Here is a 25,583-nt window from a genome sequence, read left to right as displayed (position 1 = left end):
GTTGGTAGAATTCTTTGAGGTATTTAAGTACGGGACAAGATGTGTTTTTGGAGTACCGCCGACACGCGGCGGCCGTCCTAAAACGTCTTGGTCAGGGCAATCCCCGACACCCCCTAACGAGGTTAGCTATCTGATGAGCCGTAGCGAGAGCAGAAAAACAGACGATCGAATCCAGGTGAGATGTTCCACAGAAGTGAAAGCTAAACTCACCGAAAAGGCCCATGAAGCAGGGCTTAGTCTTAGTCAATATCTTATCAAATCTGGGCTTGGAAAGCGCATTCAATCGAAAGGGAATTACAATGCACTTGCCGCTCTTGTAAAGATAACAGCCCTTCAAAAACATCTGTTTAACGAAGGTGCCGGGGTTCATAGCAAGGAGTATTCAGAGATTCTGATCGAGGTCAAAAAGGCCGCACAGAAACTGCAACAGGAGATGGATGGTGATACCTAAAATCATTGAGGGCCGAAGGGACAAAAAGTCCAGCTTTGGTCAGCTGATTAAGTACATGGCAGACAAGCCGTCTAAGGAGTTGACTGATACTGTTCAGCCTACTCCTGAGACGGCTTTAGCTGTTAAATCGGATATGTTCGAAGGGTTAAACAATTACCTGACCCGTAAGCAGAAAGTGATCAGCACACCGGTGGATGTTGAGCCAGGTGTACAGCGCGTTGTGGTTGGTGATGTTACCTGCCAGTACAATACCTTCTCGCTCGATGGTGCAGCACAGGAAATGAATTCGGTTTCTCAGCAAAACACACGCTGTAAAGATCCAGTTATGCACTATGTTCTCTCATGGCCTGACTATGAGAAGCCGAATGATGATCAAGTTTTCGATTCGGTGAAGTTTACACTGGCATCTATGGGCATGTCCGATCACCAGTATGTAGCAGCCATTCACCGGGATACAGATAACCTGCATGTGCATGTTGCTGTTAACCGCATCAATCCCCAGACCTACAAAGCAGCCTCATCGAGCTTCAGCAAAGACACTCTTCATCAGGCGTGCCGCTTACTGGAATTGAAGAATGGTTGGTCCCATTCAAACGGCGCATATGTGGTTAATGACCGTCAACAGATTGTCCGGAACCCTCACAGCAAGAAAGAGCGGGGCAACTGGCGCTCACTCGATCGCATCAACAAGATGGAAAATAAAGAGGGTGTTGAAACGCTCTATCGCTATATCGTTGGTGATGAACAGATAGGTGGTAGTCGTCAAAACCTGATCCATGTTTCAGCTGGGCTTCGTGAAGCCAAAAGCTGGGATGATGTGCATAAGACATTTGCAGATATCGGTCTTCGTGTCGAAAAAGCACAGGGGAAAAAGGGCTACGTCATTACCCACGAACATCAAAACCAGAAGACGGCTGTTAAGGCGAGTCTGGTATTTAACAAGGCGCAATATACCCTTAAGTCGATGGAAGAGCGCTTTGGTGAATACCAGCCTTCACATATTGAACCGGCCAAAGTATCTGTATTTAAAACTGCATATACCCCTGGTGCTTATCGACGGGATGCCAATAAGCGTCTGCAGCGTAAAATTGAGCGTGCAGAAGAAAGAATGCTGCTCAAAGGCCGCTATCGCGCCTACCGGAATAATTTACCGATATATTCTCCGGATAAGGATCGCATCGCCGATGAATACCGGAAAATAGCCCAACATACCCGGTTAGTGAAAAATAACGTCCGCCATTCTGTTTCAGATCCTCATACCAGAAAGCTGATGTACAACCTGGCTGAGTTCAAACGCCTGCAGGCGGTTGCCAATCTGCGTCTTAGCTTGCGTGAAGAACGCAACGGTTTCAGGGCGGCTAACCCACGGCTTTCTTATCGGGAGTGGGTCGAACAGGAAGCACTGAAGGGTGATAAGGCAGCGCTCAGCCAAATGAGGGGCTTTGCCTATTCCTCCAGGAAGAAGGAGAAGTATAAACAGCAGCTGGTTGAGCAGATCGGGTTCAACCGTACCTTTAATGCCATCACCAGTCATGATCGTGATGATGTGGCCGTAATGGCCTCAGCACGTCATGGTGTCAAGCCACGGCTGTTGAAAGACGGTACTGTTATCTTTGAGCGCGACGGTAAACCGGTAGCGGCTGATCGTGGTCATATTGTGCTGACAGAAAGTAATGGAATCGACAAAGAGAAAACGGCTGACCTTGCAATTGCATTAACGATTGCAGGTAAAGCCAAATCTCTACGTGTTGATGGTGACGGCGAGTTTAAGGAACTGTGCTGTAATCGTATCGTCGATGCAGCTGTGAAGCATAATCACCCTGTTGCGCAGGGCATTACCTTCACAGATGCCGCTCAGCAAGCCTATGCTCAAAACGAGAAACATCGTTTGATTCATGAGCAAAATAATAGTAAAAATGAAATGCAATTCAGAAGTGAGAACGACGACAAATTCAATCCGAAGTAAAATGGAGTAAGAAATGAAAATCAAAATGCAAACGGTCCTCGCGGCCGTTTCTGTGTTAGCTCTTGCCGGGTGTGCCTCTCAAAGCGAAAAGGAAAAACAAATCTCAGCGCAGCAACTGGTAGATCAGGAATTGCGTGAGCAAGCCATTAAGATAAAACTCGCACAGGATGAGCTTTACCAGGCTGGAGCCATTAACAGGACCCGCTACAAATTCCCTACCATTATCAATGCAAACAGTCAGTATGTTCGTGTGAGCTGGCAGGGTGATGCTTACGAATTACTGGAGCAACTGGCTAAACAGCGCGGCCTTCAATTCACCAGTCAGGGGATCAAGTTACCGCTTCCACTCAATATCGATGTTGGTGGTTCGAAGGTTACGTTTGAACAGTTGCTGACCCTGATCCGACAACAAACGCAGTACCGTGCCACCATCAACCAGAAACCCGGTGAACTGCAGCTGCTTTACCTCACACCATCGAAGAAAGGTTCATTCCTCAGAGGGACCCGCCCATGAAACTTAAACTGATCGTGCTTCTGACGTTACCGCTGCTTGCTGCGAACGTTGCACGTGCGGACGACTCCGATGTTAAAGGTCTGGATTACTACATGGACCCGCCAAGCCAAAGTGACGATGAGGCTGATGTTACTGGCAGTATGCTAAACGACGCAGTGCACACCATTGGATTTCGCGGCGGTAAGGCAGAACGCGCTAAAGAAATTCGCGCCGCGCTGGAAAATCAGCGTAGCAACCTTGATTACATGTATTCGTTCCAGCCGCTGATCTCTTCTGAAGGCTACCTGCCACCGGTCATTGCTGAAGCTAAAGACGTTGCACACATTACCAATGAGCAAATCCGAACGGCCAACCGTGCCTACGACATTGTTGTGCCGGCACGCTTTGTCAGTAACCCTCCGACCTGGAAAAGCTATCTTCTGACCGGACTGATGGCGCAGCGGATCGAATTGCCAGAGCCGGCGGCGATGCCGAAAGACGGCAAACAACGTGATATCTGGAAAAAGGCTGTCGCGCTTGGCTGGTCTGACGGCCGCCAAAAAGCTGATGAGATATTCACTGCTAATTTCAATCGCCTCACACGGGATTACACCGGCATGTTGCGCTACAGCACGCTACTGCAGCAGGGCATGATTAAGGCTCCAGTTATCACACAGCAGCAGCAAACAGTTACAGGGGATAAAAACCGTCTCATGCTGGGTGATAAAACGAAACGTATGAAGCAGCAAGCTGAGTTTGACATCAACAAACGCAGCTGGAAACCGACCATACGTTGAGGGGCAGTAGATGGAAGCATTCAATTTTGGGCCAACGCTGACGCCACAGACGCTGGAACGTTTTCTCGTACACTGCTCAAACAATGAAGTGTCCGATATTCTGTTGCAGGGGGGAGATAAAATCTGGGTAGAACGTCATGGGCGCCAGTTGCCCATGACATCTTACCCACTCGACACCCTGGAGCTGGAACGTACCGTAGATAAAGTGTTCGGTCAGGAGATCAAAGGGACGCTGAAAAGTGCTGCGGTCGTTAATACCGCTATCCAGCTAAGAGGTGATGAAGCGGGCACGATTGGGCTCGGTCGTGGCGAAACCCGCCGGTTCCGCGCGAACTTTACTCAGGCCGATATTTATAAAACAGAAGCGGCAATGTCTCTGACACTCCGTGTTCTGAATGAGGTTATTCCTCAGCTTAAACAAATGGGTATTGAGCCGGACCTGTTTAATTCTCTGTTGCCAGCTGCCGGCCTCGGACTGATTTGCGGCGAGACGGGATCAGGCAAGTCAACCCTGATGGCCAGCATCTTCCAGTATTGCGGTGAAACGTACCAGGACCGGAAAATCATCACAGTTGAAGATCCCATTGAATATCGACTGGGAAGCAAAGACTGGATTGCGCCGGCGCCGGCACAGTCACAGATTGGGCGCGATATCGATTCCTTCCACAATTTTATCACTCTCTCCGGGCTCCGTCGTTCTCCGAAGATTATGGGGGTCGGTGAGCTTCTTAACCGTCTGTCATTTGAAGCTGCCGTGCTGGCAGGTAAATCTGGCCACTTTTGTCTTGGCACACTGCACGTCAAAACGGTCGGAGAAGCCATTTCCCGATCATTGCAGAACTATCCGCCGGAAATGCGTGAAGCTGCCGCCTTTGACCTGCTGAGCATCCTTTCTTACATCATCGTGCAACGCTTACTTAAAACAAAAGACGGCCGGCGCAAGGCTGTCCGTGAATATCTCGTCATTGATAACAGCCTGCGCCGCAAACTCTATGACGTTGATTACAGCAAGTGGGGCCGCTACATCGACGACCTGTTGATCGCTGAAAACCGCAGTCTGATTCAGAACACCTGGGTAATGCACCAGGAAGGTTTGATCGACGAAGCGGAAGTTATCGAGGTCGCAGGATATATGGACTATCTGGCGTTAAAAGAGGGCAAGTATGGACATTAACAAATGGCGTTATGCAGGCCGGCCACTGACGGTTTTTGGTGTGCCTGTTATCTCGTTTCTAGTGTACTTCATCTGGTTTCCGTTCCCGTCAGTAAAAACCTTTGTTATCTGCACCTGTGTGGTTCTCTTTTACTTTCTGCTGGCCATGATGGGCTACACGTTACCGGTGCTGTACCAGGTCATTCTCCGGGTTATCCGTGGGAAAAAACTTACCGGGCGGCCGTGGTGGTACCGGCGCTCTCAGCGATAACACATAACTACAGGGGTAGACAGTATGGCGAAACCTGAAATTGCAACTGAAAGAACCCGTCTGAGTATTCCCTTTGACGATCGCCAACGTGCAATTCGTGCGGCCGGAAAACTGGCTGATGGCAGTAATGCTCTGGACTACGTGAAGGAAGAAAAGGTGTGGTATGCACAGCCGGGGGCCAACCTGAGCCGGCTGAAAGAGTGGATTTTTGACCCCAATAAGGTGATCGAAGAACCGCCCCTGGATATTCAAGCCATTGAAGATGAATTTACGGCGTGGCTTGAAGAGCGCGGTGCCATTATCAAAGACCCCATAGAGTTCGATGGCCAGAAGCATTATGTCGATACAGTGGACGGTAAAGCTGGTTCAAGAAAGGGGGTGTATGCCGCCTTTCTGGATGGCCGACCTGCAGGGTGGTACAGGGACTATAAGAACGGTGGTGAAATTCAGAAATGGGTATCTACCGGCGCAGCCCCTAACCCTGAACAAATGGCCATGCTCCGTGCTGATGCTGCGGCAAGGCGTGAACAAAGAGCTGCAGCGCAAGCGGATAAGTTTGATCAGACCGCTAACCGGTTGATGGAAGAATATAACCGGCTTCCGGATGCCACGGGAGATCTGGCATACCTGAAAAACAAACAGGTCATTGCCGCTAACGGCCTTAAAGCTGATGAGCGGGGCAACGTTGTGATCCCCCTGTTTAATGCTGATGGCGAGTTCAGGACCCTTGAGCGCATCTGGTCCGACGGTAGTAAACACCTAGAAAAAGACGGCCAGGCATGGGGGAGTTTTTTCGTTGTGGGTGGTCAACTGAAGGATGGTGACAACCTGCTTTATGCCGAGGGATATGCGACAGCAGCCAGTATCAGCGAAGCCATCAATCAGCCTGTGATCATGACGGTTAATGCAGGCAACATGGTGGAAGTTGCTGGCCGCCTGAAAGACACCTTTCCAAACAGCACTCATTACTTCCTTGCTGACAATGACATTTATAAAGACGAGAACGTTGGGCTAGAAAAAGCGACAGAAGCTGCAGAGCTGACTGCCGGCCATGTTCTGGTCGCTGCCTTTAGCAACCCGAAAGAAGGGCTTACTGACTACAACGATTTGCATGTCTCTGAAGGGCTGGAGCAAGTCAGATTGCAGGTAGAAGGAGCCATTAATCAAATAAACAGGGTAGACACTATGCCGACTGATAACCCGAACATTACTGAAGTTAATCACAGCTCGACTGACAGCGCTGCCGTTGCAGTTCCTGAAAAAGCCGCGCCGATGGCCAGCGCCCCTGCAGCTGATGAACCGGAGGAAACCGCGCCGGTGGCCAGCGCCCCTGCAGCTGCCGAACCGGTGGAAGCCGCGCCGGTGGTCAGCGCCCCTGCAGCTGCTGAACCGGAGGAAACCGCGCCGGTGGCCAGCGCCCCTGCAGCTGCTGAACCGGAGGAAACCGCGCCGGTGGCCAGCGCCCCTGCAGCTGCTGAACCGGTGGAGGCCGCGCCGGTGGCCAGCGCCCCTGCAGCTGCTGAACCGGAATACGCCGCACCAACAGATCGAGACGGCGATGATGAAGAGAGTAATAGCGCCAGTGATCTTGAGGCGTATGCCGCTATGATGGCCTTTGGCGATGAAACAACTGACACCGCTCAGCAAAAGCCTGAAGGGATAGCGCCCAGCGAACCTGTAGCTAATACCGCCCCGGCTGAAAATGAAACCGAGGAGAAGAAAAAAACAAACGAAGAACTGGAAAACGGCATACGCTGGGCAACCAACGATAATGCAGAAACGCCCCCAAAAGAACGTATAGACCTGGAAGGGTTAATTGCCCGGTTTGGGTACAGAGCAGAGAAAGACTATACGGCGTATACGCTTGATGGGCAGGATGCGTTTTACGATTACGGCTCACATCTGCGTATGGCTACCCCTGAAGCCAGCCAGAGTGACGAGATGATCCTGGCGGCCGTTCTTACCGCGGATAAGCAACATCATCGTGGTATTGAAATCACCGGCAGTGACGAATTTAAAGAGCGAGTGTTTAACCTTATCAGTGAATACAACATTGAGGTGAAACTGACTAACCCAGAACAAAGGGTTAAATTGCTCGAACTCAAAAAAGCAAATGAAACAGCAAAAGAAAATGTTGCTGATTCAAATACGAATAAGCAGGAAGGGGCAAACGAAAAGGCAAACTCATCAGTTCAGCAGAATGGTATGCGCTGGGAAGAATCGGCCTCTGTACAGCCGAAGAAGCAGAATGGATCTGATACTCAAAAGGAAGATAAAGCTGCGGGTGAATCTTGGGAGAAAGGCGTTATCGTCGCGCATGGACGTGCTAAGTATGAGTGGAAAGATGATGAATCCATGAACTACTTTGTCACCCTCAAAAATGAACATGGAGAGAAGACACTCTGGGGGAAAGACCTTGAGAGAGCGGTTAAAGATGCTGGTGTAGACACCGAACGTCTTGTTACAGTCAGAAAGCTGGGATTTGTGGATGTTGAGGTGAATGCACCTGTCCGTGATGAAAGCAACAAGATCGTTCGTTATGAAACTATCCAGACCAAACGTAATGAGTGGGAAGTAAAACCTGTATACCCACAGCCAACAGCAGGGAATGAACAGGCCTATAAGCCTTCTGAACTGGTTCCGTATGATGCTGCAACCTTCCAGAAGCTCCGCACAACAATTCAGCAGATTACCGGTGTTGATCTCAGCCGTGAGGCCGTGCCTGAAAAAGAACTGTATTGGTTCCTGCCGAATGGTAAGCCAGCTCCTGAAAGCATGACAAAACCCACAGGCTATAAACTCCCTCAAGAGTCAAAAACCGCGGGTACACCTTTGCTGATCGCACCGCATAAAAAAGGCGAACGCCCGGATTATTACCTTGTTGAGTCTCGTAAAGGATTCATGCAGGGGATCGCAAAGGATAAGGAATCTGGCGAGTACCATAGCGTGATTGGCAAAGTGAACAAGCGTATCGATAAAGACGGAAACTGGAAAACGTATATGACACTTTCAGCAATCAATAAAAATTCTGAAAGTGGAATTGTTTTGCACGGATACGGCCATGTTGATCAGGGGGGTAAAAACCTGCTTTACAAAAACACAATTGCAAATGAAAAACAGCCGCAGCATTTACAACCGGCCTCAGATGAGGTAAAAAACAAAACAGTAATGAAGCAGCTTTTTCATCCTTCTAATGCTGCAAAAAGAAAAGATGATGAAAGGAGAGAACAGACTCATGCACCAGTCGCAAAGTCAGCGCCTCGGCCATAAAACAAAAACCCTACTCGTAGCAGTAGGGTTTTCCTGCATTTCTGTGAGCTCATTTGCAGCCACACAGACCTGTGCAGCATACGAACTGGCAAAAGCTGGTGCTGATGCTGCCTATAAACAGGAAGTTGAACGGATTAACAACGCCGCTAAAAGTGAATCCAGTACATCTGATTCTCTCGGACAGTGCCTGGGGTCGCTATCGGTATCACTAAAAATCCCTCAGTTTCCGTCTATCAGCGACATCATTGATAAGGTGAAGGATGAGGTATGCAATACGGTTAAATCGAAGATTAATGAGAAGTGGGGGAGCCTGACTAATACGACGCTGGACCCGTGGTCAACGATTTCATCCCGACTGCCAGATACGTCAGGTATCCTGCCCAACGCATCTTCTAAGAATGTGCAATTAAACAATCCGGCAGCTGCGAGTGGAAGTGGTGAGGATGCAAACAGTGATGCATTCCCGTTCCACTTGTAACTACCGGAAGAGTCCTTTCGGGATTTTATCGAATAGCTTGCCGGTTCGTATTTCAACGCGGCGGTGTTCCGCCGCGGTTAGTAAACGCATAAATTCTGTGGCAGGTAGAACATCACGTTTTGAGTCTACATACGTATCAAGCGAATCTTCATTCATGAAACGTCTGACAGTATGCAGCCAGTCTTCAGCTGATTTCATATTTTTTGAGCTCATCGTCGCTCATCTCGGCAAACGCTGCAGGTCGGCGACCTTTTCCTGTCCAGGTTATGGACTTTCCATCAACTTCGATCCGGTACTTCACTTTTCCAAAAGTGGATTTACTTTTCGTGGACGGACCAAAGAGATTTTCGAAGATCTGGAGAGCTTCATCAGCCGTAATATTGTGTTCTTCCATGAACCGCTTTGTGGCTGCGGCTTTCTCTTCAGTGGCCTTCTGTTCTTCCTTAAATTTCTCGATCATTCCCTGTGCAATGTCGGACCACATATTAATGAGTTGTTCAAGGTTTTCTGGCGGGATTTTGCGCAAAACGGCGGTGGCTTTTCGTCGTTCGCACATGATAACTGCACAGGATTCGTAATCATTATGTTCGCTCATGTATACCTCATTGTTCATTAACGATCTGCGTGATTTTCTAACACAAACTTTTGAAAAGAGAAACTCTATGAAAACACAAAATGGTGAAAATATTATGGATCAAACTGAGTTAGAACAAAACTCAGCCGTTGATGAGGACAGCAACGCTCTTGCTCCAGCTCTGGCCGAAGAGAGTAACCGAACGGTACAAGAAATCGTATCGAAACATGGTTTAAAAGTAATTTTGATTCAGACGCTAATCATATTAGTCGCAATCATCATCATTGGTCTTCAGGGGTACTGGCTTCACCAGAAAAAAATTAAATATATTGCAACGAATGGGGGCATGATCACAGAAGTACACCCAACCGATGAGCCCGCTTACACGGCGGAAGAGGTGATGGATTTTGCCAACCGTACAATGATCAAATCGCTTTCACTGAACTTTGTGAATTACGAAAACCAATTAACCAGCGTCCGTGGCGATTTTAGTGCGGAGGGGTACGTTAGTTTCCGTAAAGCGCTGACCGATAGTGGGCTGCTGAAAGATATCAGTGATAAACGTCTGAACGTAAAACTTTCCACAACTCCTGGAACCCTGATCACGGAAGGTCTTATCCGTGGCACCAAAACCTATGCCTGGCAATACCGCATTCCGGTGACTGTTCAGCTCGTTGGCCAGGCTCAGGACTACAGACCACAACCTTACGATTTGATGGTTCAGGTACGCCGCGTCAAAGAAGACGAAGATCCACGGGGTATTCAAGTAGCGCAGGCCATTCTCAAACCCCGGAACTACTGAGGTCAATCATGAAGATTAAACTGTTAACCGTACTTATGGCCGCACTTTTTTCGGCAAATTCTGTATCTGCAGCTGATGCACCCACAAGTAATGGAGCGTCACAGCAAGCGACGCCAGCTGTGCCTGGTGGTGACATTGCTCAATGGCAGCAGGCCAGTTCCGGATTGCCCGTAAACCAGCAGGCACAGGTGCAACAGCCACCACAGCAAACAGCGCAGGAACAAGGTCAGCAGCAGGCGCAAGGCCAACAACCACAGCCACAGATCCAACAGCGGCCAACTGCTGCACTGCCTCCCGCACCCATGCCGCAAATACCTCCACCTCAGCAGCAGGTTACGCACGTTAATCCGCAGACACTGGAAGAGTTACCTGCACCTGTTCTGCAGCAGATCCAGCCTATTACCCCTGGTCAGGTACGGTCGGCCCGCAGCGCAATGGAAGATATGAGCGCGGCGGCCAAAACCTCACCACTAACGCCGATCCCACGAATTTCAAGCCAGACGGTATCACTGTCAGCTGGCGCATCCATTCCGCAGGTACGGGTATTTCCAAACCAGGCAACCACAGTGACGTTTTCAGATGCAACCGGACACCCCTGGGTATTAGGTGCCCCTCCATATAATTCGAGTCCCTGTGCATCTGGTGGTGAGCTGTGTGTTGGCTATATTCCAGGATCGGCGGTATTCACAATCCAGCCGACCAACGCCTATGCCAGCGGGAACATCACAGTGCTTCTGAAGGGGCTGGCCACGCCGGTCATTATTAACGTGAAGGGGGCTGAACCCTCCGTTAAATCAAAAACCGTTGATGTTGATTATCGTCTGGATCTCCGTATCCCGAAGCGCAGTCCTGACACACCGGTTTATACCGCTACGCCTGAGAAGAAAATCTCACTGTATGACAAGCAGCTGCAGAGCGTGCTCGATGGCATCCCGCCTGAAGATGCTCAGCGGTTGAAACTTAAAAACGCGCCAGGGAGTACCAAAGTCTGGCAGATCGGTGATGAACTCTACGTCAGAAGTAACATGCAGCTGCAGGATGAGTTTGAAAAAACGCTTTCCGCTATCGATGGCACACATGTTTACGTGCTGCCGGCAACACCAGTGCTGACCTTTTCGGTTAACGGTCAGGCGCGTGACGTTGAAGTTGAGCTGAATTAAGGGGAACGACGATGGCTACAGATAAAGGTAAAGAAACCAGAAAAATGATGCTCTACGTCGGTGGTGCTGCTGCAGTGGTGGCGCTTCTGGGAGGGTACTGGTTGTTTGGCTCATCAGATGAGCCGGCAACGGGCGGGTCGCAGGTGAAGGCCCAGGGGCTGGAAGGGAAAACTGGCAGGGAAAAAGCTAATGATCCCCAATACAACAAGCTGCTGAATGAGTGGAATGCTGATAATTCAGAGAAAGCGGCTCTCACGGGGGATAGCTTCATATCCACGTTGTCAGCCAGTAACCCGGTGGCCGTTGATTACGGCACCAAAGTACCGCCACCAAAATATTCGTGGGAATCGTCAGCAAAACCGTCGGGCGATAACAGTAAGGCTAATGATGCTGAGCAGAAAGAGCGTGAGCGTCAGGCTAAAGCTGTGGCTACGTTACTGCAGAAAATAGACCAGGCCAGAACACCAGTTGTCACGGGTGTTGCACTTGCAACCTCTCTGGGAGCTGAGGGAAATGACAAGAACGGCGGGACTTTCTCAGGGTGGACCGATTCGGTCTATCCGCAGAACAAAAAGCCGGATGCTGAAAAACAACAGGGGGCGAAGAATAAGGCCAAAGATAAGGGAGCCCGACTTGTATCGGCGTACACGCTTGTGCCGGCGGTAATGGATACTGCGATGGACAGTGACGATCAGAACAGTATTGCTATTGCCCATGTTCCGACTGGAGCGCAGGCCGGCGCCAAATTCTATTCTGGCCAAAACCGTCTTGCCGGCGACGGTATTCGAATTCACTTCACTGGCATGGAACTGAACGGGGTGCAGTGTAAGGTCGATGCGTATGGTGTGGCTTCCGACTCGTTGCGCGCGGCCGTTTCATCAAATGTAAATAACCGCTGGTTCAGCCGTATTATTCTGCCGGCTGTCGCTAACGGATTAGGCCGAACTGGTCAGCTGTATGCGGACAGCAATTCGCAGATGATTATCACTGACGGCGGGAACGCATACCGCTCAACTGGCACACCGAACGGGAAGGCTGTAGCCGGTACCATTATAGGCGGGATGGGTGAGCAGGCAGGGCGTGTCCTGGCCGACGATGCAGCTCGCCTGCCGGTTAAGCAGGTAACGGTTGACCGTAATCAGCTCATAGGCATCCAGTTTGTCGCGCCGGTGTATGAAAGCGACTGTGGCGAGAATATGGAAAATGCTTCTGCAGAGCAGGCGCAGCAGCAAGCTACTCCGACACTCACCAGTGTGCCGCCTCAGCAGATGCCACAGCCACCGGCTCCTAATTACCCTCAGCAAAACTTTCCCAGCTACCCTGGCTACGGGTATGGCTCCAGTAACCCGTATTACCGTTAAGGAGATTGATAATGAATCTGTTTGAAGATGACAATAAAAACGAAGCAGCTCCTGCCCAGGAACCGGTGTCTGCTAAGCCTGCTGAAAAGCCAAAACCGACAGTGACGCCAGCAGCAAAAGCGAGCAAAAAGCCGCTTAATATTAGTGACTATGCATGGATTGGTGGTATCGCTGTCATCGGTATCCTGCTCTTAGTCTGGTTGTTTGGGGGCTCCGATAGTGACACTGCGCCTGCGGCCGGGAATGGCACGATCCAGTCTTCAGGGCAACGTCAGAACGTACAGGCTGCCCCTGCCAGGCAAGATTCAGGTGACTTCCGGGAGCAAATTTCCGGGATTTTGCTGCAGCAAAAGGAACGGCTGGACGCGATAGAATCAACTTCTAAAAATGGAATGATGATCCTTTCCAGTCAGTTACAAAGCGCTAATGAACAAATCAAAAGTCTGAATAATCAGGTTCAGGAACTGAAAATGAAAGCCGCTGGTTATGGGGCTTCATTTGGTAATCAGAGTGGAACAATTTCCGGTTCGACGTCACAGGCATTACCTTTGTTGAGAGGTTTTTCAATTAATGATTTATCTGGCGATCTTGCTTGGGTAAAATACAAAAACCAGACGTATGCTGTGAAGGTCGGAAGTCAACTTGGCGGAGTCACCATTACGGGTATCGATACTGAAAATAGAATCGTTACTACAAGTAAAGGCCTTATCCGCTAATCAGGACCTAAAAAGGCGAAACTATGGATTTAGAATCGGTATTAATTCAGGTTGCTAACGGTGGTCAGGAACCGCTGACAAGGCTAATCATAGGTGTCGCTGCAGTCGTTGGGATCATTGGTGTTATTGGATATCTGATGAGCCTGCGTAAGCAGGCCAGGCATTCTACCAAAGGTGTTGAAGTTGGCAGAATTTTTGCCGGGATCATCTTCTGTGTATGCCTCATCACGCTGAAAGCACAGATGAACTCAGGCGGTGCCACTTTAGGATTTGGCGATGTCAGTTTCGGACCCGTCAGTTATGCGAGCGAATCTACGTTTGGCATGGGAGCCGCAGCAGTCAACGCGGTGCTGGGGATTGTTAGAATTCTCGGTGCATACTTTTTTTACAGAGGTATTAAGGGGTTGAAAGACTCTTACCTTGAGGGCCATACGGAGCTGTCAGCTTCGGGCACGAGAGGGGCATCCATTGTGAAAATTGTATGTGGACTACTTCTGATGTTCGATACACAAACGCTCGATGCGTTGCAGAGCACATTAAACATTCACTGGTAATCAAAAAGGATACTTTATGAAAATTGTTAAATTTATCAAAGACAAGACGTTATCTGCATCCATCGCAGCGTATCAGCTGCGCGGAACGGTAGCAAAATCGTTAGTGGTATTGCCGCTGGCATTACTGAGCAAAGAGGCTGCAGCTGAAACGACTGTCTGGGAAAAAATCAATACCTTCACTGAAGGTATGGCCAGTACCCAGCCTGGTCTGATTACCGCTGGTAAAGTGGTTGGTGTTGTATGCTTCATCGTAGGTCTTGTAGCTCTGTGGCTCAAAAACAAACGCGGGAAAGATATCAGTGGCGGCTTCATCTTCTGGTCAATGGTTGTTGGAGCCTGTCTGGTCGGCCTGACCGCATGGATCTCTTCTGTTGGTTCAACCGTTGGCGTTGACGCAACCCTGTAATGTCCTTTCGGCCCCGCCTTGCGGGGCCAATACCGGAGTTCCCCCATGAAAGATTTTAAGCTCACCAGGAATGAACAACCTGCCAGATGCCATGTGTGCGGGATAAAGAGCAAAGATGTTTTCTCCCTCGCAGAAGATGGACAGAAAGAGAGAATGCTTTGCTCTGTATGCCTGTCGCTCGAACACCCGGAGAAAATGAAACTAGAAACTCAAACCGGACTTCTGCTGAAGAGAAATACAAACCGAAAACTCTACAGCCTGTTGTTTCGTTCAATTGCAAAGGCGGAAAAGTCAACGGACGATTCTTACCGTGAAAAGGCACAGAAACTTAAACAGATTTTGCTCAGCACAACTGACGTAGTTCTAAACGAAACCGGCAGTGATGATGGATACGATTTACTGCACCTGATAAAAAAACACCATCAGTTACTTCCCATGAATTTTGACGATGAGTTTGTCACTTCTGTCGCAGAGTCAGACGAATTGCCGGATGTAAGTGACTGGAATGAAATTTACAAGGGTAAGAGAGGTTTTAAATGATTTCTTTCTTTGAGGATGTGATCGAAGGTATCTCACGCAATCTTACGTCAAATGACTCGTTAAAATACTGTGATTTGACAACGGTTGTAGGGCTTACGTCACAGGATCGCGTTGAGCATCCTGAAATCAGGGCTCCGTACATACTGACCACGAAGAACAACGATTTTCTTACCGTTATTGAGGTTCAGGGCGCTAAATCATCGTTTGACGAGAAGTCGTTTAATGACTTCATCATGCACCTTTCAAACTCGTTGTCGAATTCCTTTATTAACAGTGGCCATAAGCTGTCTGTGGTGTTTGAGCGCGACTTTACCAAGAACCAGGAAGAGCTGAATAATGTTTATAAACCGCAGGTAGCAGCAATAGAGCGCCTGCAGATAGACATTAAAGACCTGATCGCCGATGACGCAAAAAAAATCGCTGCCCATTACAGCCGTGAACGCGCTTACATCGTGCTGTATACCTCGAAGGGGATGATTGCGAAGGATGAACTTAAAAACGAGCAGGCAAAAGCTGCCGGCGTTATGAAGGATATCCCGCAGACTCGCTTCAGTCAGAACCCAATCGAATTTCAGCTTGAAGGTTTGAAGATCACGCATGACGCGATGCTTTGGCGGCTGATTGGTATGCTTCAGGGGGATGATGAGTCGGGGATGGGGCTTCTGGTTGATGTCCTCGATGTCAAACACGCCGGCGCAATGATGCGTCAGATGCTGTTCCGGAACTCAACATCAGAAAACTGGTACCCTCGCACGCCGTTTGACCAAAAACTGCGAGTTTATGGCGCTCCACGGAAAGGCAATATCGACTCAGTGCTGCCGCCGCGGTTGAATATCCAGCTCATGGAAGGGGAACTGGAAGAAGATGGTGGCCTGATTTACTGCGATGGCAAGTATTACGGCTCTGTGGCCCTTGAGTTGCCACCACTTCACCCTGTCAAATTTAAGCAGTTATTCAACGCGATTAACCGGAAAATCCCGTACCGGATAAAATATGACTTTATGGGCGGGGGCAAAAAAGCACTGTTCTGGCCATCAGTGATCGTCTCTTTCCTTCGTTTCATTCCTTCACTCGGTACTATCGCGCGTGATATGGATTATGTCGGGGCCCAGAGCGAAACTGATCCAACGGCTATCATGGCCATCAACTTTGCCACCTGGGGTGACACTAAGGATGAAGCCAAACGCAACCTGGCGGCTTTAACTAAGGCGATTGAAGGCTGGGGTGTATCAGGTGTGTCCAAGACGTATGGTAATCCAGGTAGCGCACTGATTGCATCCGTTCCGGGGCTGACGACGGCCACACCTGGCTCATTGCATTATCCGCCGTTGAGTGAAGGCTTGCGGATGTTACCGTTTGAACGTCCGGCCAGCCCCTGGCATGGTAAAGGCAATATCAACTTCATCACGCTCGATGGCAAGCTGTTCCCCTATCAAATCGCCAGTCCCCTGCAGGAGAAATTTACCGATGTCATCACCGGTGTTCCTGGTTCCGGTAAAAGCGTGCTGGCCAACCGCCTTAACCTGAGTTCGATTTACCGGGCTGATAAAAAACTGCCTTATCTGACCATCATTGATAAGGGCTACAGTGCAAAAGGTATCGCCGATCTGATTAGCGCTGAGCTGCCGGCAGAGAAACGTCACCAGATTGCCAGTATCACCCTGAACAATGACGAATCGCACTGTATTAACATCTGCGATACGCAGTTAGGTTCAAGGTATCTGACGCAGTTTGAGGAAGTATTCTTAAAGCAGATGCTTAACGCATTCTGTATTGATCCGGCAATTGGCCAGCCGCCAGATGCAATGAGTGTTGGCCAAATCGTCAGTAAGGTTGTATCAAACGTATACAAAGCAAAAGCGCATTCAAGTGCTAACTTGTTTAAGTATAACGACCCGGTGATTAATGAAGCTCTGAAAGAATCAGGTCTGGATAAAGAGCTCGGTGAAGACTGGTTTGAAAGAGCTACATGGTGGGAAGTCGTTGATAAGCTGTTTGCCAAAAAATATCTTCATGCTGCGACGGTTGCTCAGCGTTATGCCGTGCCAACCATTCACGATTTTATTGCTGAACTACAAACTGAATCATTTAAAAACCAATACGCTGACGTAAAAGTTAATGGGAGTGAGCCTGTAGTCGGCTTCGTTGCACGTTGTTTCAAGGCTGCTGCAGCTGAGTATGCCATTTTCTCTGGGATCACGGTTTATGATTTCAGCCCGGAGACTCGCATTGCGATCCTGGATATGCAAAACGTCCTCGGTGACAGAACGACACCTGCAGGTAAGCTCAAGTCCGGCATTATGTATCTTTTTGCACGCCAGATGGCTGTGCGTAACTACTACCTGCCTCAGTCCGCAGAAACCTTCATTCCTGCTTTACCGGAGCAGTACAGGGCATATCACCAGGCGCGCATCAGGGAGCTTTCAGAAGAGGTTAAACATACCTTTTATGATGAGTGTCATAACTTTGCCGGCATCGACTTTATTCAAAATGCGCTGAATACCGCTGACCTTGAAGATCGTAAATTCAACGTCCGTACTGCGTTCTCGTCTCAGTATCTGAGCCATATGCCTTCGAGTGTGCTTAAAACCATGAACAGCCTGTTTATGATGCGCCTGACGGAAGGGGATGAAGAGTATCTGAAGCAATTAGAGATCAACATCCCGGCCGATATCCTGCGTCGTTTCAGACAGCTTCCGCAAGGGGTTTATCCGGACGGAAGTGGTACTGCATTTCTCGGTATTTTTAAAACGAAACGTGGTCTTATTTGCCACATTCTTAAAAATACATTAGGTCCAAAACTGCTTTGGGCATTGAACTCATCTGCAAAAGATAGGGCGCTCAGGGATGTGCTTTATGACGAGCTGGGAACGAAACAGGCAAGGGAGGTTTTAGCAAATAGATTCCCTATGGGAAGCGCATCAAGTATCATAGATGAAATGGTGGTCAATCAGGGTGGTGAGCGTGATTCAGAAGAAGAATCACAAACTATGGCGATGAAACTCGCTAAAGAAATCATTTCTGATGTGAGAAGGGGATTCAGATGATAAAAATCGGAAAAACAAAACGGTCAGTTTTGGCCGTTTCAATTCTGGCCTTCAGCGTACAGTCAGCATTTGCCTATACGGTCAACGTTAACAGCAGCATTCCCATCTCAACGCAGGTTATGCCGGCGTTGAGCACAGCTAATGGCCTGTTAGGTAACATCCAGGCCACGCTGATTAACATTGGTACGGCAATCAGCCAGCAGGGCGATCGCCAGGCAGCATTAATGCAGCAAGTGGCTGAAACTAACCGACAGTTCGAAGTTGAGCAAAAGCGTAATGACCGGCTGCTGCAGGCACAGGATAAGTACCGAGTTCCGGATGATATCTGTGCGCAGTCTATTGGTGGTGGCGCGGCGGGGGTATCCTCTGCGGCCGCTGGCGGTCAGAGAACGCTGGGAAGCGCCAGTTCTGCGAAAGATGTTAAGGCCATTTTTGAAGTGCCGGCACGCGCAACCGACGTGGACGCTTCTTCAACGGCCGAAGTTCACAGCCAGTACTGCGACAGTTCGGATTATGCTGCATTTGGCGGGACTTCATTCTGCCCAAGTGTATCTGACATGCCGCGGGCAGATACCTCACTGAGCTCGTTGCTTTATGGCGCCGGCAAAGAAGGCAAGGCACCTGATCTGACGTTTACAGATGAGCAGACAGATGCGGCGTTGCGCTATATGAAAAATACCGCGTTGCGCAGTGCTGGCCGTCAGCTGAGTCGTGGGGAAGTTAAAGGCGCCAGCGGGCGAATTTACCTGGGCATGATTCAGCAATACCAGGCGCTCACCGACGCGGCCGCACAACCTCAGATGGAAATGATCGCCAACTCCAAACCGAACCCGGCCACTGATGCCGCACTTGCAGATGCGCGCAAAGTGCCGGAAGTCGAATCCTATTTCCAAGCGACGGCCAGTAACAGGGCGAAACAGCTTAACCGTATGTCTGCCAGAGAGTTCGAGGAATTTGAAGTAGGTCGCCGTTACAGCAATCCGGCTTACCAGGCGACGCTGACCAACAAGAACACCGAAGATTTGATGCGTGAGCAAATCAATATCGCCAACCTGAACAACTGGTTAGTGCTGAAAACCAAACAGCAGCTGGAGAAACAAAATGTGCTGCTTGGCCAGATCCTGGCGAACGACGCATATCAAACATACAAACCGATGCTGGCAGCACAGCTGGAGAGTGTAAACGCGGGAGTATCCAGAAAATGACCGACGAAAATAAAACAGGGGATAAAGACACAGCCAAATCAGGGAAATTAAAAAAAGGCCTTGATGTTGTAACAGGCGTCAATGACCTCCCGGAAGGGAAGGCTAAACGAACGATATATTATATTACTGGCATCAGTGATATATATTTTATTATCGCGTCAGTAAAGCAAACATTCAGCCTGCTCTTTCAGCGGGCTTCATTCGTTAAGAAGCAAATAAAAAACCTTGATGGTCCACCTGTTGATTCTGATGCAAATCAGCCGTTCGCCGAAGTTATGAAACGGAGCAATAGACCTATATCAGAATTGTTGGATAAGGCCAGTTTATACAAGAAATACTGGCTTTGTTGTTTTTTTGCATTAGTCCTCATTCTGCTTTTTTTAACGTCTGGTTATGCCAGATTGCTTCTAAATGGCTCACCGAACATGAGCTTGTTAAGAGCAACTCTCACCTGTGGTGTCCTGTTTGCTGCGGGGATCTTTGCTTTCATTAAGGCTCTCACATGTGAGTTCATGGGGTGGCAGCTACGAAACCAGGCTCACTCTGATGCAGAGCAAGGTACGTTACGTTATTTCCTTAATGATGGGGGAGTGCGTAATACATTTAATTTTTCGCAGGCTGGTCAAGAGCGGGGGCCACATGAGTAAATTAAAAAGGTTGCTTCTATCTCTTTTCGTTGTGGCGTCGCCTTCATATTCAGCGGATTTGGGGATTGATGGCATAACTGAAGCGGCTAAACGTTCAGGTGACCTATCGCGTCAAATGTTACATACCGTTTTTGGTGAGGTAGTTAATAATCCGTTTAGCCCTTCCGGCGATGGTTTGCTTAATAACGTTTTCTTCACTGTCAACGAAGTTATAGCGATTCTTGCCCTTGTCTATATGGGGATAATCAGCATTAAGAAACTTCACCAGGCAGGTCAGTTGGGAAGTTTTATTGAGGGTGATGGCAACAACGCATTCAAAATTGTTAAAACGACTTTTGGATGGTTGTTGCTTGTACCTACCGTTGTCGGTTGGTCTGTGGCGCAGCTGCTTTTTCTTTGGTGCGGTTCAATCATTGGCGTAGGATCTGCCAATGTTATTGCAGACAAAACGGCTTCGGAATTAGCGAGTGGTAAAGCTGTATATATAGCCCCTGTTATGCCAGAAATGGCGTCTGTTGCAAAAGGGATGTTTGAAACAAACCTTTGTGCTTTGGGTGTAAATCAGGGGATTGCTCAAATGGAGGCTTCTGGCCAACATTATGAGAATAACGCCAGAATGCAATACCAAACAGGTGATAGCACATATTCGATATCTGTAAACAACGGCTCAGCTGTATGTGGGACCGTTTCGTTGCCACAACGTCCAGCAGGATGGACTTCTATCTTCGCTAGCGGTTATGCGGATTCCGTCTACAGCGTTCAGCAACAAGCAACGGACACGTTGTGGGGAAAAATGAAGACTGCTGCAGAACAGTTTAATGCAGCATATATGGCAAAAATGCGTTCCGGGGACGGTGAGCTGCCAGATGTTGAAAGCGCGATCCAGACTGCTGCGCGTGATTATCAGCTTCAGGTTCAACATGCTGCTAATTCAGCAGCCGGTGACGACGAAATTGTTCAAAAAATGGAGTCGGATATCAAAGAGAAAGGGTGGCTATATCTTGGTGTGTACTATCACACATTAGCTACTGCGAATACCGAGATGAAAGATGTTGCTAACCTGAAGCCGGTAGTTTCAGGAATGAGTAACGATGGCGATATCGGCTCTATCGATTACTTTAAAGGTTTGTTCCAGGCTTACCATTCTCAACTGAAAAATAGTAATTATACGCCGCCTCTTGGCACCGAATCTAACGCACTTGCAAGGAACATTGATCAAAAAAGCCTTGAAAATGCCGCCACAACTGGAGACGGAACGTCACTTATTACAAAAATTTTCGACTTCAATGTTACAAACTGGCTTGCAACGAGTAACTACGGTACTGGGGATGGTTACAGTGACGTGACCAATCCTTTACTTAAAATGAAAGCTATCGGCGATTACACGTTAGGTGTAGCTGAGGTTGGACTCGCCAGTTGGACCGCTATCAATGTTGCAGTGAAGGTTTCAGAAGGGAAGAGTCTACCCGGTTTTGCTGCGGGAATGATGAACAAACTTACAGGGATTCGAGATGCTATTGCTGGCGTATTAGAATCGGTTTCATTCTTGGTTTACCCGCTGTTTTATAGCCTCTTTGGTATCGGTCTTGCGCTATCTATCTGGCTGCCGTTTATACCAATGATTTATTGGTTTGTAGCTATGGCAGATTGGCTGGTTACGCTTATGACAGGTGTATTGGCGTCTTCCCTGTGGGCAGCTACCCATATCAACATTGGCCAGAGTAATGATGAGCGGAGTACATATGGTTATGTGTTCCTTATCGATGTAATGATTCGGCCGATGCTCATGGTAATGGGGTTTATTTTTGCTTCACTGGCCATCGTAGCTTTGGGAACGGCGTTAAACATGATGTTTAAATTCGCTATGGAGCAGGTCCAATCTGACTCTTTCACTGGCCTGCTGTCATCGATCGGATTTTTGATGTTATATGCAAGGCTTTGCACAGGTATGGTGGCTCGCGTATTTGCACTTCCTGCGAGGATGCCGAACTATGTTATAAACTGGATTGGACAGAAGATGAACGATTCAGTGTTGGGTGATATGCAGAACCATGTTCATGACATCTTTGCTGCGTTCGGTCGTGGAGCCAAAAATATGAACCGTAACAACCCTAAGCAATTTAATCCTGACGCAGGTGTAGATAAGAGCAAGGACGGCATCAAAGGAGCTTAAATATGAATGCGTTATCAAACACTGACTTTAAGAAAATTAGTAACAATGCGCGTCCTAAAAGGCTTGGATACTACGCATCATGGCTCTGGATGATGTTTGTATTCCTCTTTCTGTTCGTTAGCGCTTTCGTGTTTCTGAGCGGTTTATACTGGACGATTAGAGACGGTTCAATTCAGGATCACTGGTTTAGTACAGTCGGTATCTTTGTGATCGATGCAGTGCTGATCTGGATGTTGAAAAAGGACTTCAGGAGCCGCAAGCTCTACCAGGTAACTGCTTCAATGAAAAACTCTGGTTTCTTCGAACCTCATAAGGACTGCGAGCACTATGACCTGGCCCGGAGGACTTACATAGGCTTTGACTTCAGTACTGGAATCATAGGAGTAGCATCCCTGTATGCCACATCCAGTATTAAACGTGAGCGGCTATTTTTTGAAGCCGAAACAGTCGAGTCATGGGAGTCAGTCGGCAGGGAGTTAATCATAAACCTGCGAAATACGGGGCTTACGACGATAACGATCACAGCTCCAAATATCAATAAAGCGTACAGGGATATGGAAATCATCTGCAGAACGCATAAAAATAGGGATGAAAACTATCAGCTTCTGAAGAGTAAACTGACAGACGCTGGATGGTTCATAAACAGCAATTATTGAGTTTAACCCGCCGAATATGGCGGGTTTTTTGTGTATACTCAGGTGGTTATAGTCGTTTGTAGTCGGAGGGCTTGTGAGCAGAGTAGTTGAGCGGCAGGTGCATAAGAGTAACCTGGATAAGCAGAAGGATTACAGGAATCGCATCAGAGATACTCATGACCAGCTAAATCTTTATCTGCCCAAAGATGCAAAAAGAATGTTGATAGAGATCACAAAAGTAAAAAAGCTCACTCAGGCAGAGGTTATTGAATTTCTTGTGAAAAGTTATTACGACGGCTTAAGATTTGACGATTCAGAAGAGTGAGGTTACTCTGTAACTGCGGGATCGCAGGTATTGCCCCGCTTAGAAACGCATGATATGTTAAGCGGCGTTTACATAACCTTACGGGGTTATTGGGGTTCGATGCTCAACGGAACGGTTTCTCACGTTAAGACTTTTTTGTCTGATAAATCAAAACATTGTGGACAGCGAAAAATGCGCCGAAAACGGTGTGTTTTTAATCGGCAAATGGCATTTAACGGACACTACTGTCCATTAATCGATTTTTCAGACGACCTTTGCCGCCTAACGTGAGTTTTCGTTCGACTGAGCATCAGACCCCTTATTACAGAATTTAGCACGGGAAGAGCGGCCCGGAGATGTACCGCTTAGGAGTGGCAGGAGCCACAAAAAGTAAAACCCCCTGATCCTGACAGGTACTTTGGCCGGTCTCTTTCAGGAATCAGGGGGTGCAAACTGCCCACTGGCAGAAAGGATTATAGCAAATGCGTACCCTATTGCAATACAGCCCGGCCAATATGTGCAGGGGCTGGTGAATCAAAAGAATCCATACCTACAGCTTTCTGACATCGAGTCAGTAGACGGTCTTTCGCCGGAGTTCATCTCCTGGCTTGAAAGCCAGTCCCCCAAAGAATCACCCCGGCAACTGCCTTTAAATGAAGGTGCTGAACCAGCGCGCAAAACCCGCCGTCGGCGCGGTACGCACTCAACGGCGTGTCTCTGCCCGGAGCCCAGCTGGTACCGACCGGGCAACTTCAAAAAGCTCCCTGGCCAGCTTGGCCATGCCTACAACCGCCTTGTTCGCCGCGATCGCAAAACCGGCGCGTTAAGTCTGCGTATGCGGATCAGCCGCCACCCGTACTTCGTGCAGCTGCGTGAGCAGGCCGGGCGGCAGCGGGACTTTCGCCCGGAGCGGGAGAATCTGCTTGATGCCATCGTGCCGCTTCTGATCAGCACCGTTGACCGGGCTACCCATATCGTCACCATTAATCTCAGTAAAATGGCTTGGCAGCTCAGCGAAAAGGACAGCGAAGGGAATGTGATCCGGAAAGTGACGGTACCGCGGGTTTGCCGGCTGCTGCAGCACATGATGGAGGAATTCGGGCTAATGGCGCTGCCTGAAGGCGTCACATGGGACCCGTTCAACCGCAAGTGGTTCCCCAAGCATGTCGTGCTGACGGAACGCCTCTGGAAGATAATCGGCGTTGATCTCGATAAGCTGTATGCGGAGCAGGCCGAGCAGGTGGCCGCGGAAGCTGCAGGATGGATAACCCGTGATGAGCATGGCCAGGCGGAAGAAATATCTGTCAAAGCGGCGCGCCGGCGCTGGTATGAGAATATGATGCACGCTACGCTGGTTCGCCGGCGTGAAGCCGCCCTGAAAGGGAAGCGCGAGAAGAAGCTGAAAGCGCTGGCCGAACAGCCCTTTGACGACCGTGTATATGCCATGTCCGTTCATCTGATGCGGACGCTGCCGAAAGACGAACTGCACGCGCTGTCGCCTGAACAGTTCACGCAGCGCGTATTCAGCCATCTTTATCAGCTCGATCTGGGGCTGGAGAGGGAAGCAGGCCCTCCTGCTTATCACTGATTTTCTCCCCCTGTAATTTTCTTACCGCCGCCTGGCGGTTTTCGTGCTGGCCAGCCGGCGCGACCTGCTCAAATTTCCCCCAGTTTTAACGTGTGGCCATCGTGATTTTTTGACGTTCTGGCGCCGCCGGTGGATAACCGGCAGTGAAATCACCTCTATCCACAGTTATCCGCAAAGGAGGAAATAAAGTCACCTGCAATCGTGGTCAAAGCAAGCTGCAATACACTCTTAACTTCTTTAAAAAGATCTTTATTCAATAAAGAGATCACTGTTATTCAGGCTCAATTTTCTGTGGATTATGGGGATATGCCTGGCCTTTCAGCGCCGCTGCGCGGCACGACGGCCAGAATGGTCGCTACGCTCCCAGGTTAGCACCCGGCAAATGCCGGGCAGGGTGGCCAGCAGAAACCTCCAGGCCGGATTCATCTTTGCCCCACCGTGCTTTTCCCCGCCGAGCCAACGGCTCGGCAGAAAAAAGCATGATGGATGATGTAACTAAGAACACCCCCGTAAGACGGCAGGGCTGCGACACGCACCCCTGACGTCAACGCTACTACCCACGCGCCCGGTGTGCCGCTAACGTCACACCGCCCGCTCGCAGTAGCCAGGGGGTAATGTGGCCACACTGCTATCTGCAGGACAGCCTGGCAGGAAAATCGTCTGCCATATCGTGCAATGCCTTTCAGGCAATCAACGCCGATGTCAGCTGTCAGTTTTAAAATTAACAGGGAAAAGAGGATCGATTTAGCCGCGGTTATCCACGTCAGCCGCTCGCAGGCGCGTTAAACAGGCTTAAGGCAGGGGAATGTTACTCTTTTTGCAGTGAAGGCCGCAGTGAGCGTTTTAGGCGCTTATTTTGTTGAATGGCCCGATTTGAGAAAGCGCGGCTAAGATGGTTGGTAAATATACCACTATCCGATTACCATCCATCATGATTAAACGGGGATTAAGATGAGGTCTACTATGCCTGTAAAACAACGAGTTATAACTCC

25 protein-coding genes are annotated in these 25,583 nt (G+C 49.0%); 23 read left to right on the top strand and 2 right to left on the bottom strand.

Annotated features, from left to right (window positions below; translation table 11 throughout):
- The 8 genes from mobA to QRY16_RS18950 form a co-directional block, all read left to right on the top strand.
- On the top strand, nucleotides 1-451 hold a 451-nt coding region (gene mobA / locus QRY16_RS18985), incomplete at its 5' end, for a plasmid mobilization protein MobA (RefSeq protein ID WP_289777683.1).
- The gene (gene traI / locus QRY16_RS18980) at nucleotides 438-2,417 is read left to right on the top strand and encodes a TraI/MobA(P) family conjugative relaxase (RefSeq protein WP_289777682.1); all 1,980 of its coding nucleotides are present in this window, start codon (nucleotides 438-440) and stop codon (nucleotides 2,415-2,417) included. The genes mobA and traI, both read left to right, overlap by 14 nt.
- A 13-nt stretch (nucleotides 2,418-2,430) precedes the next feature.
- Nucleotides 2,431-2,931 (top strand): DotD/TraH family lipoprotein, encoded by a 501-nt coding sequence (locus tag QRY16_RS18975; RefSeq protein ID WP_004187320.1) that lies wholly within the window; start codon nucleotides 2,431-2,433, stop codon nucleotides 2,929-2,931.
- Entirely contained in the window at nucleotides 2,928-3,707 is a 780-nt protein-coding gene (locus QRY16_RS18970; protein ID WP_289777681.1) for a type IV secretory system conjugative DNA transfer family protein, read from the top strand. The genes QRY16_RS18975 and QRY16_RS18970 overlap by 4 nt, the downstream gene beginning before the upstream one ends.
- A gap of 10 nt (nucleotides 3,708-3,717) precedes the next feature.
- Nucleotides 3,718-4,881, top strand: a complete 1,164-nt coding sequence (gene traJ / locus QRY16_RS18965; protein ID WP_102017783.1) for a plasmid transfer ATPase TraJ — start codon at nucleotides 3,718-3,720, stop codon at nucleotides 4,879-4,881.
- Nucleotides 4,871-5,131: an IcmT/TraK family protein gene (icmT, locus tag QRY16_RS18960; RefSeq protein WP_004187310.1), complete on the top strand. Its 261-nt coding sequence runs from the start codon at nucleotides 4,871-4,873 to the stop codon at nucleotides 5,129-5,131. Before traJ ends, icmT begins: the two co-directional genes overlap by 11 nt.
- A 24-nt stretch (nucleotides 5,132-5,155) precedes the next feature.
- Nucleotides 5,156-8,401 (top strand): LPD7 domain-containing protein, encoded by a 3,246-nt coding sequence (locus QRY16_RS18955; protein ID WP_289777680.1) that lies wholly within the window; start codon nucleotides 5,156-5,158, stop codon nucleotides 8,399-8,401.
- Nucleotides 8,367-8,879 carry a hypothetical protein gene (locus tag QRY16_RS18950; protein ID WP_011091071.1) on the top strand — a complete coding sequence of 171 codons (513 nt, stop codon included), beginning with the start codon at nucleotides 8,367-8,369 and terminating at the stop codon, nucleotides 8,877-8,879. The genes QRY16_RS18955 and QRY16_RS18950 overlap by 35 nt, the downstream gene beginning before the upstream one ends.
- Here QRY16_RS18950 and QRY16_RS18945 read toward each other — a convergent pair whose 3' ends face one another.
- On the bottom strand, nucleotides 8,880-9,035 hold the full coding sequence (locus QRY16_RS18945; protein WP_172693602.1) for an Hha/YmoA family nucleoid-associated regulatory protein: 156 nt from the start codon (nucleotides 9,033-9,035) through the stop codon (nucleotides 8,880-8,882).
- Between the two features lie 28 nt (nucleotides 9,036-9,063).
- Nucleotides 9,064-9,474, bottom strand: a complete 411-nt coding sequence (locus QRY16_RS18940) for an H-NS family nucleoid-associated regulatory protein (protein WP_004187465.1) — start codon at nucleotides 9,472-9,474, stop codon at nucleotides 9,064-9,066.
- Between the two features lie 67 nt (nucleotides 9,475-9,541).
- Between QRY16_RS18940 and QRY16_RS18935 the strand changes: the two genes are divergently transcribed.
- From QRY16_RS18935 to repA, 15 genes are all read left to right on the top strand, one after another.
- The gene (locus QRY16_RS18935) at nucleotides 9,542-10,255 is read left to right on the top strand and encodes a DotI/IcmL family type IV secretion protein (RefSeq protein ID WP_224254717.1); all 714 of its coding nucleotides are present in this window, start codon (nucleotides 9,542-9,544) and stop codon (nucleotides 10,253-10,255) included.
- Nucleotides 10,256-10,263: 8 nt separating this feature from the next.
- Nucleotides 10,264-11,415 carry a DotH/IcmK family type IV secretion protein gene (locus QRY16_RS18930; protein WP_074388106.1) on the top strand — a complete coding sequence of 384 codons (1,152 nt, stop codon included), beginning with the start codon at nucleotides 10,264-10,266 and terminating at the stop codon, nucleotides 11,413-11,415.
- A gap of 11 nt (nucleotides 11,416-11,426) precedes the next feature.
- Nucleotides 11,427-12,776 (top strand): conjugal transfer protein TraO, encoded by a 1,350-nt coding sequence (traO, locus tag QRY16_RS18925; protein ID WP_064217603.1) that lies wholly within the window; start codon nucleotides 11,427-11,429, stop codon nucleotides 12,774-12,776.
- Between the two features lie 11 nt (nucleotides 12,777-12,787).
- Complete coding sequence (gene traP / locus QRY16_RS18920) at nucleotides 12,788-13,492, top strand: conjugal transfer protein TraP (RefSeq protein ID WP_289777679.1); 705 nt, start codon at nucleotides 12,788-12,790, stop codon at nucleotides 13,490-13,492.
- Nucleotides 13,493-13,515: 23 nt separating this feature from the next.
- Nucleotides 13,516-14,046, top strand: a complete 531-nt coding sequence (traQ, locus tag QRY16_RS18915) for a conjugal transfer protein TraQ (RefSeq protein WP_011091077.1) — start codon at nucleotides 13,516-13,518, stop codon at nucleotides 14,044-14,046.
- A 16-nt stretch (nucleotides 14,047-14,062) separates the two neighbouring features.
- Nucleotides 14,063-14,452, top strand: coding sequence for a DUF6750 family protein (locus tag QRY16_RS18910; RefSeq protein WP_102017790.1), 390 nt, complete (start codon nucleotides 14,063-14,065; stop codon nucleotides 14,450-14,452).
- A gap of 45 nt (nucleotides 14,453-14,497) precedes the next feature.
- The gene (locus QRY16_RS18905; protein WP_004187480.1) at nucleotides 14,498-14,992 is read left to right on the top strand and encodes a hypothetical protein; all 495 of its coding nucleotides are present in this window, start codon (nucleotides 14,498-14,500) and stop codon (nucleotides 14,990-14,992) included.
- Nucleotides 14,989-18,039 carry a putative type IV secretion/conjugal transfer ATPase gene (locus QRY16_RS18900; RefSeq protein WP_289777678.1) on the top strand — a complete coding sequence of 1,017 codons (3,051 nt, stop codon included), beginning with the start codon at nucleotides 14,989-14,991 and terminating at the stop codon, nucleotides 18,037-18,039. The genes QRY16_RS18905 and QRY16_RS18900 overlap by 4 nt, the downstream gene beginning before the upstream one ends.
- Nucleotides 18,036-19,244 carry a conjugal transfer protein TraW gene (traW, locus tag QRY16_RS18895; RefSeq protein ID WP_289777677.1) on the top strand — a complete coding sequence of 403 codons (1,209 nt, stop codon included), beginning with the start codon at nucleotides 18,036-18,038 and terminating at the stop codon, nucleotides 19,242-19,244. Before QRY16_RS18900 ends, traW begins: the two co-directional genes overlap by 4 nt.
- The gene (locus QRY16_RS18890) at nucleotides 19,241-19,891 is read left to right on the top strand and encodes a hypothetical protein (protein ID WP_004187488.1); all 651 of its coding nucleotides are present in this window, start codon (nucleotides 19,241-19,243) and stop codon (nucleotides 19,889-19,891) included. The genes traW and QRY16_RS18890 overlap by 4 nt, the downstream gene beginning before the upstream one ends.
- Complete coding sequence (locus QRY16_RS18885) at nucleotides 19,884-22,064, top strand: DotA/TraY family protein (protein WP_004187492.1); 2,181 nt, start codon at nucleotides 19,884-19,886, stop codon at nucleotides 22,062-22,064. Before QRY16_RS18890 ends, QRY16_RS18885 begins: the two co-directional genes overlap by 8 nt.
- A 2-nt stretch (nucleotides 22,065-22,066) precedes the next feature.
- A complete protein-coding gene (locus QRY16_RS18880; protein ID WP_289777676.1) occupies nucleotides 22,067-22,720 on the top strand; it encodes an ExcA in 654 nt (217 codons plus the stop codon).
- 73 nt (nucleotides 22,721-22,793) lie between these two features.
- A complete protein-coding gene (gene repC / locus QRY16_RS18875) occupies nucleotides 22,794-23,024 on the top strand; it encodes an IncL/M type plasmid replication protein RepC (protein ID WP_289777675.1) in 231 nt (76 codons plus the stop codon).
- A gap of 461 nt (nucleotides 23,025-23,485) precedes the next feature.
- Nucleotides 23,486-23,536 carry an IncL/M-type plasmid replication leader peptide RepB gene (gene repB, locus QRY16_RS22270; RefSeq protein ID WP_031942489.1) on the top strand — a complete coding sequence of 17 codons (51 nt, stop codon included), beginning with the start codon at nucleotides 23,486-23,488 and terminating at the stop codon, nucleotides 23,534-23,536.
- Nucleotides 23,533-24,591 carry a plasmid replication initiator RepA gene (gene repA / locus QRY16_RS18870; RefSeq protein ID WP_289777674.1) on the top strand — a complete coding sequence of 353 codons (1,059 nt, stop codon included), beginning with the start codon at nucleotides 23,533-23,535 and terminating at the stop codon, nucleotides 24,589-24,591. The genes repB and repA overlap by 4 nt, the downstream gene beginning before the upstream one ends.
- Nucleotides 24,592-25,583: the final 992 nt, after the last annotated feature.

Origin of the sequence: Mixta mediterraneensis, from assembly GCF_030283135.1 — a bacterium.
GTDB classification, from domain to species: Bacteria; Pseudomonadota; Gammaproteobacteria; order Enterobacterales; family Enterobacteriaceae; genus Pantoea; species Pantoea mediterraneensis.
The sequence above is the reverse complement of the archived record's forward strand: the minus strand, read 5'-3'. Positions and strand labels throughout refer to the sequence as shown.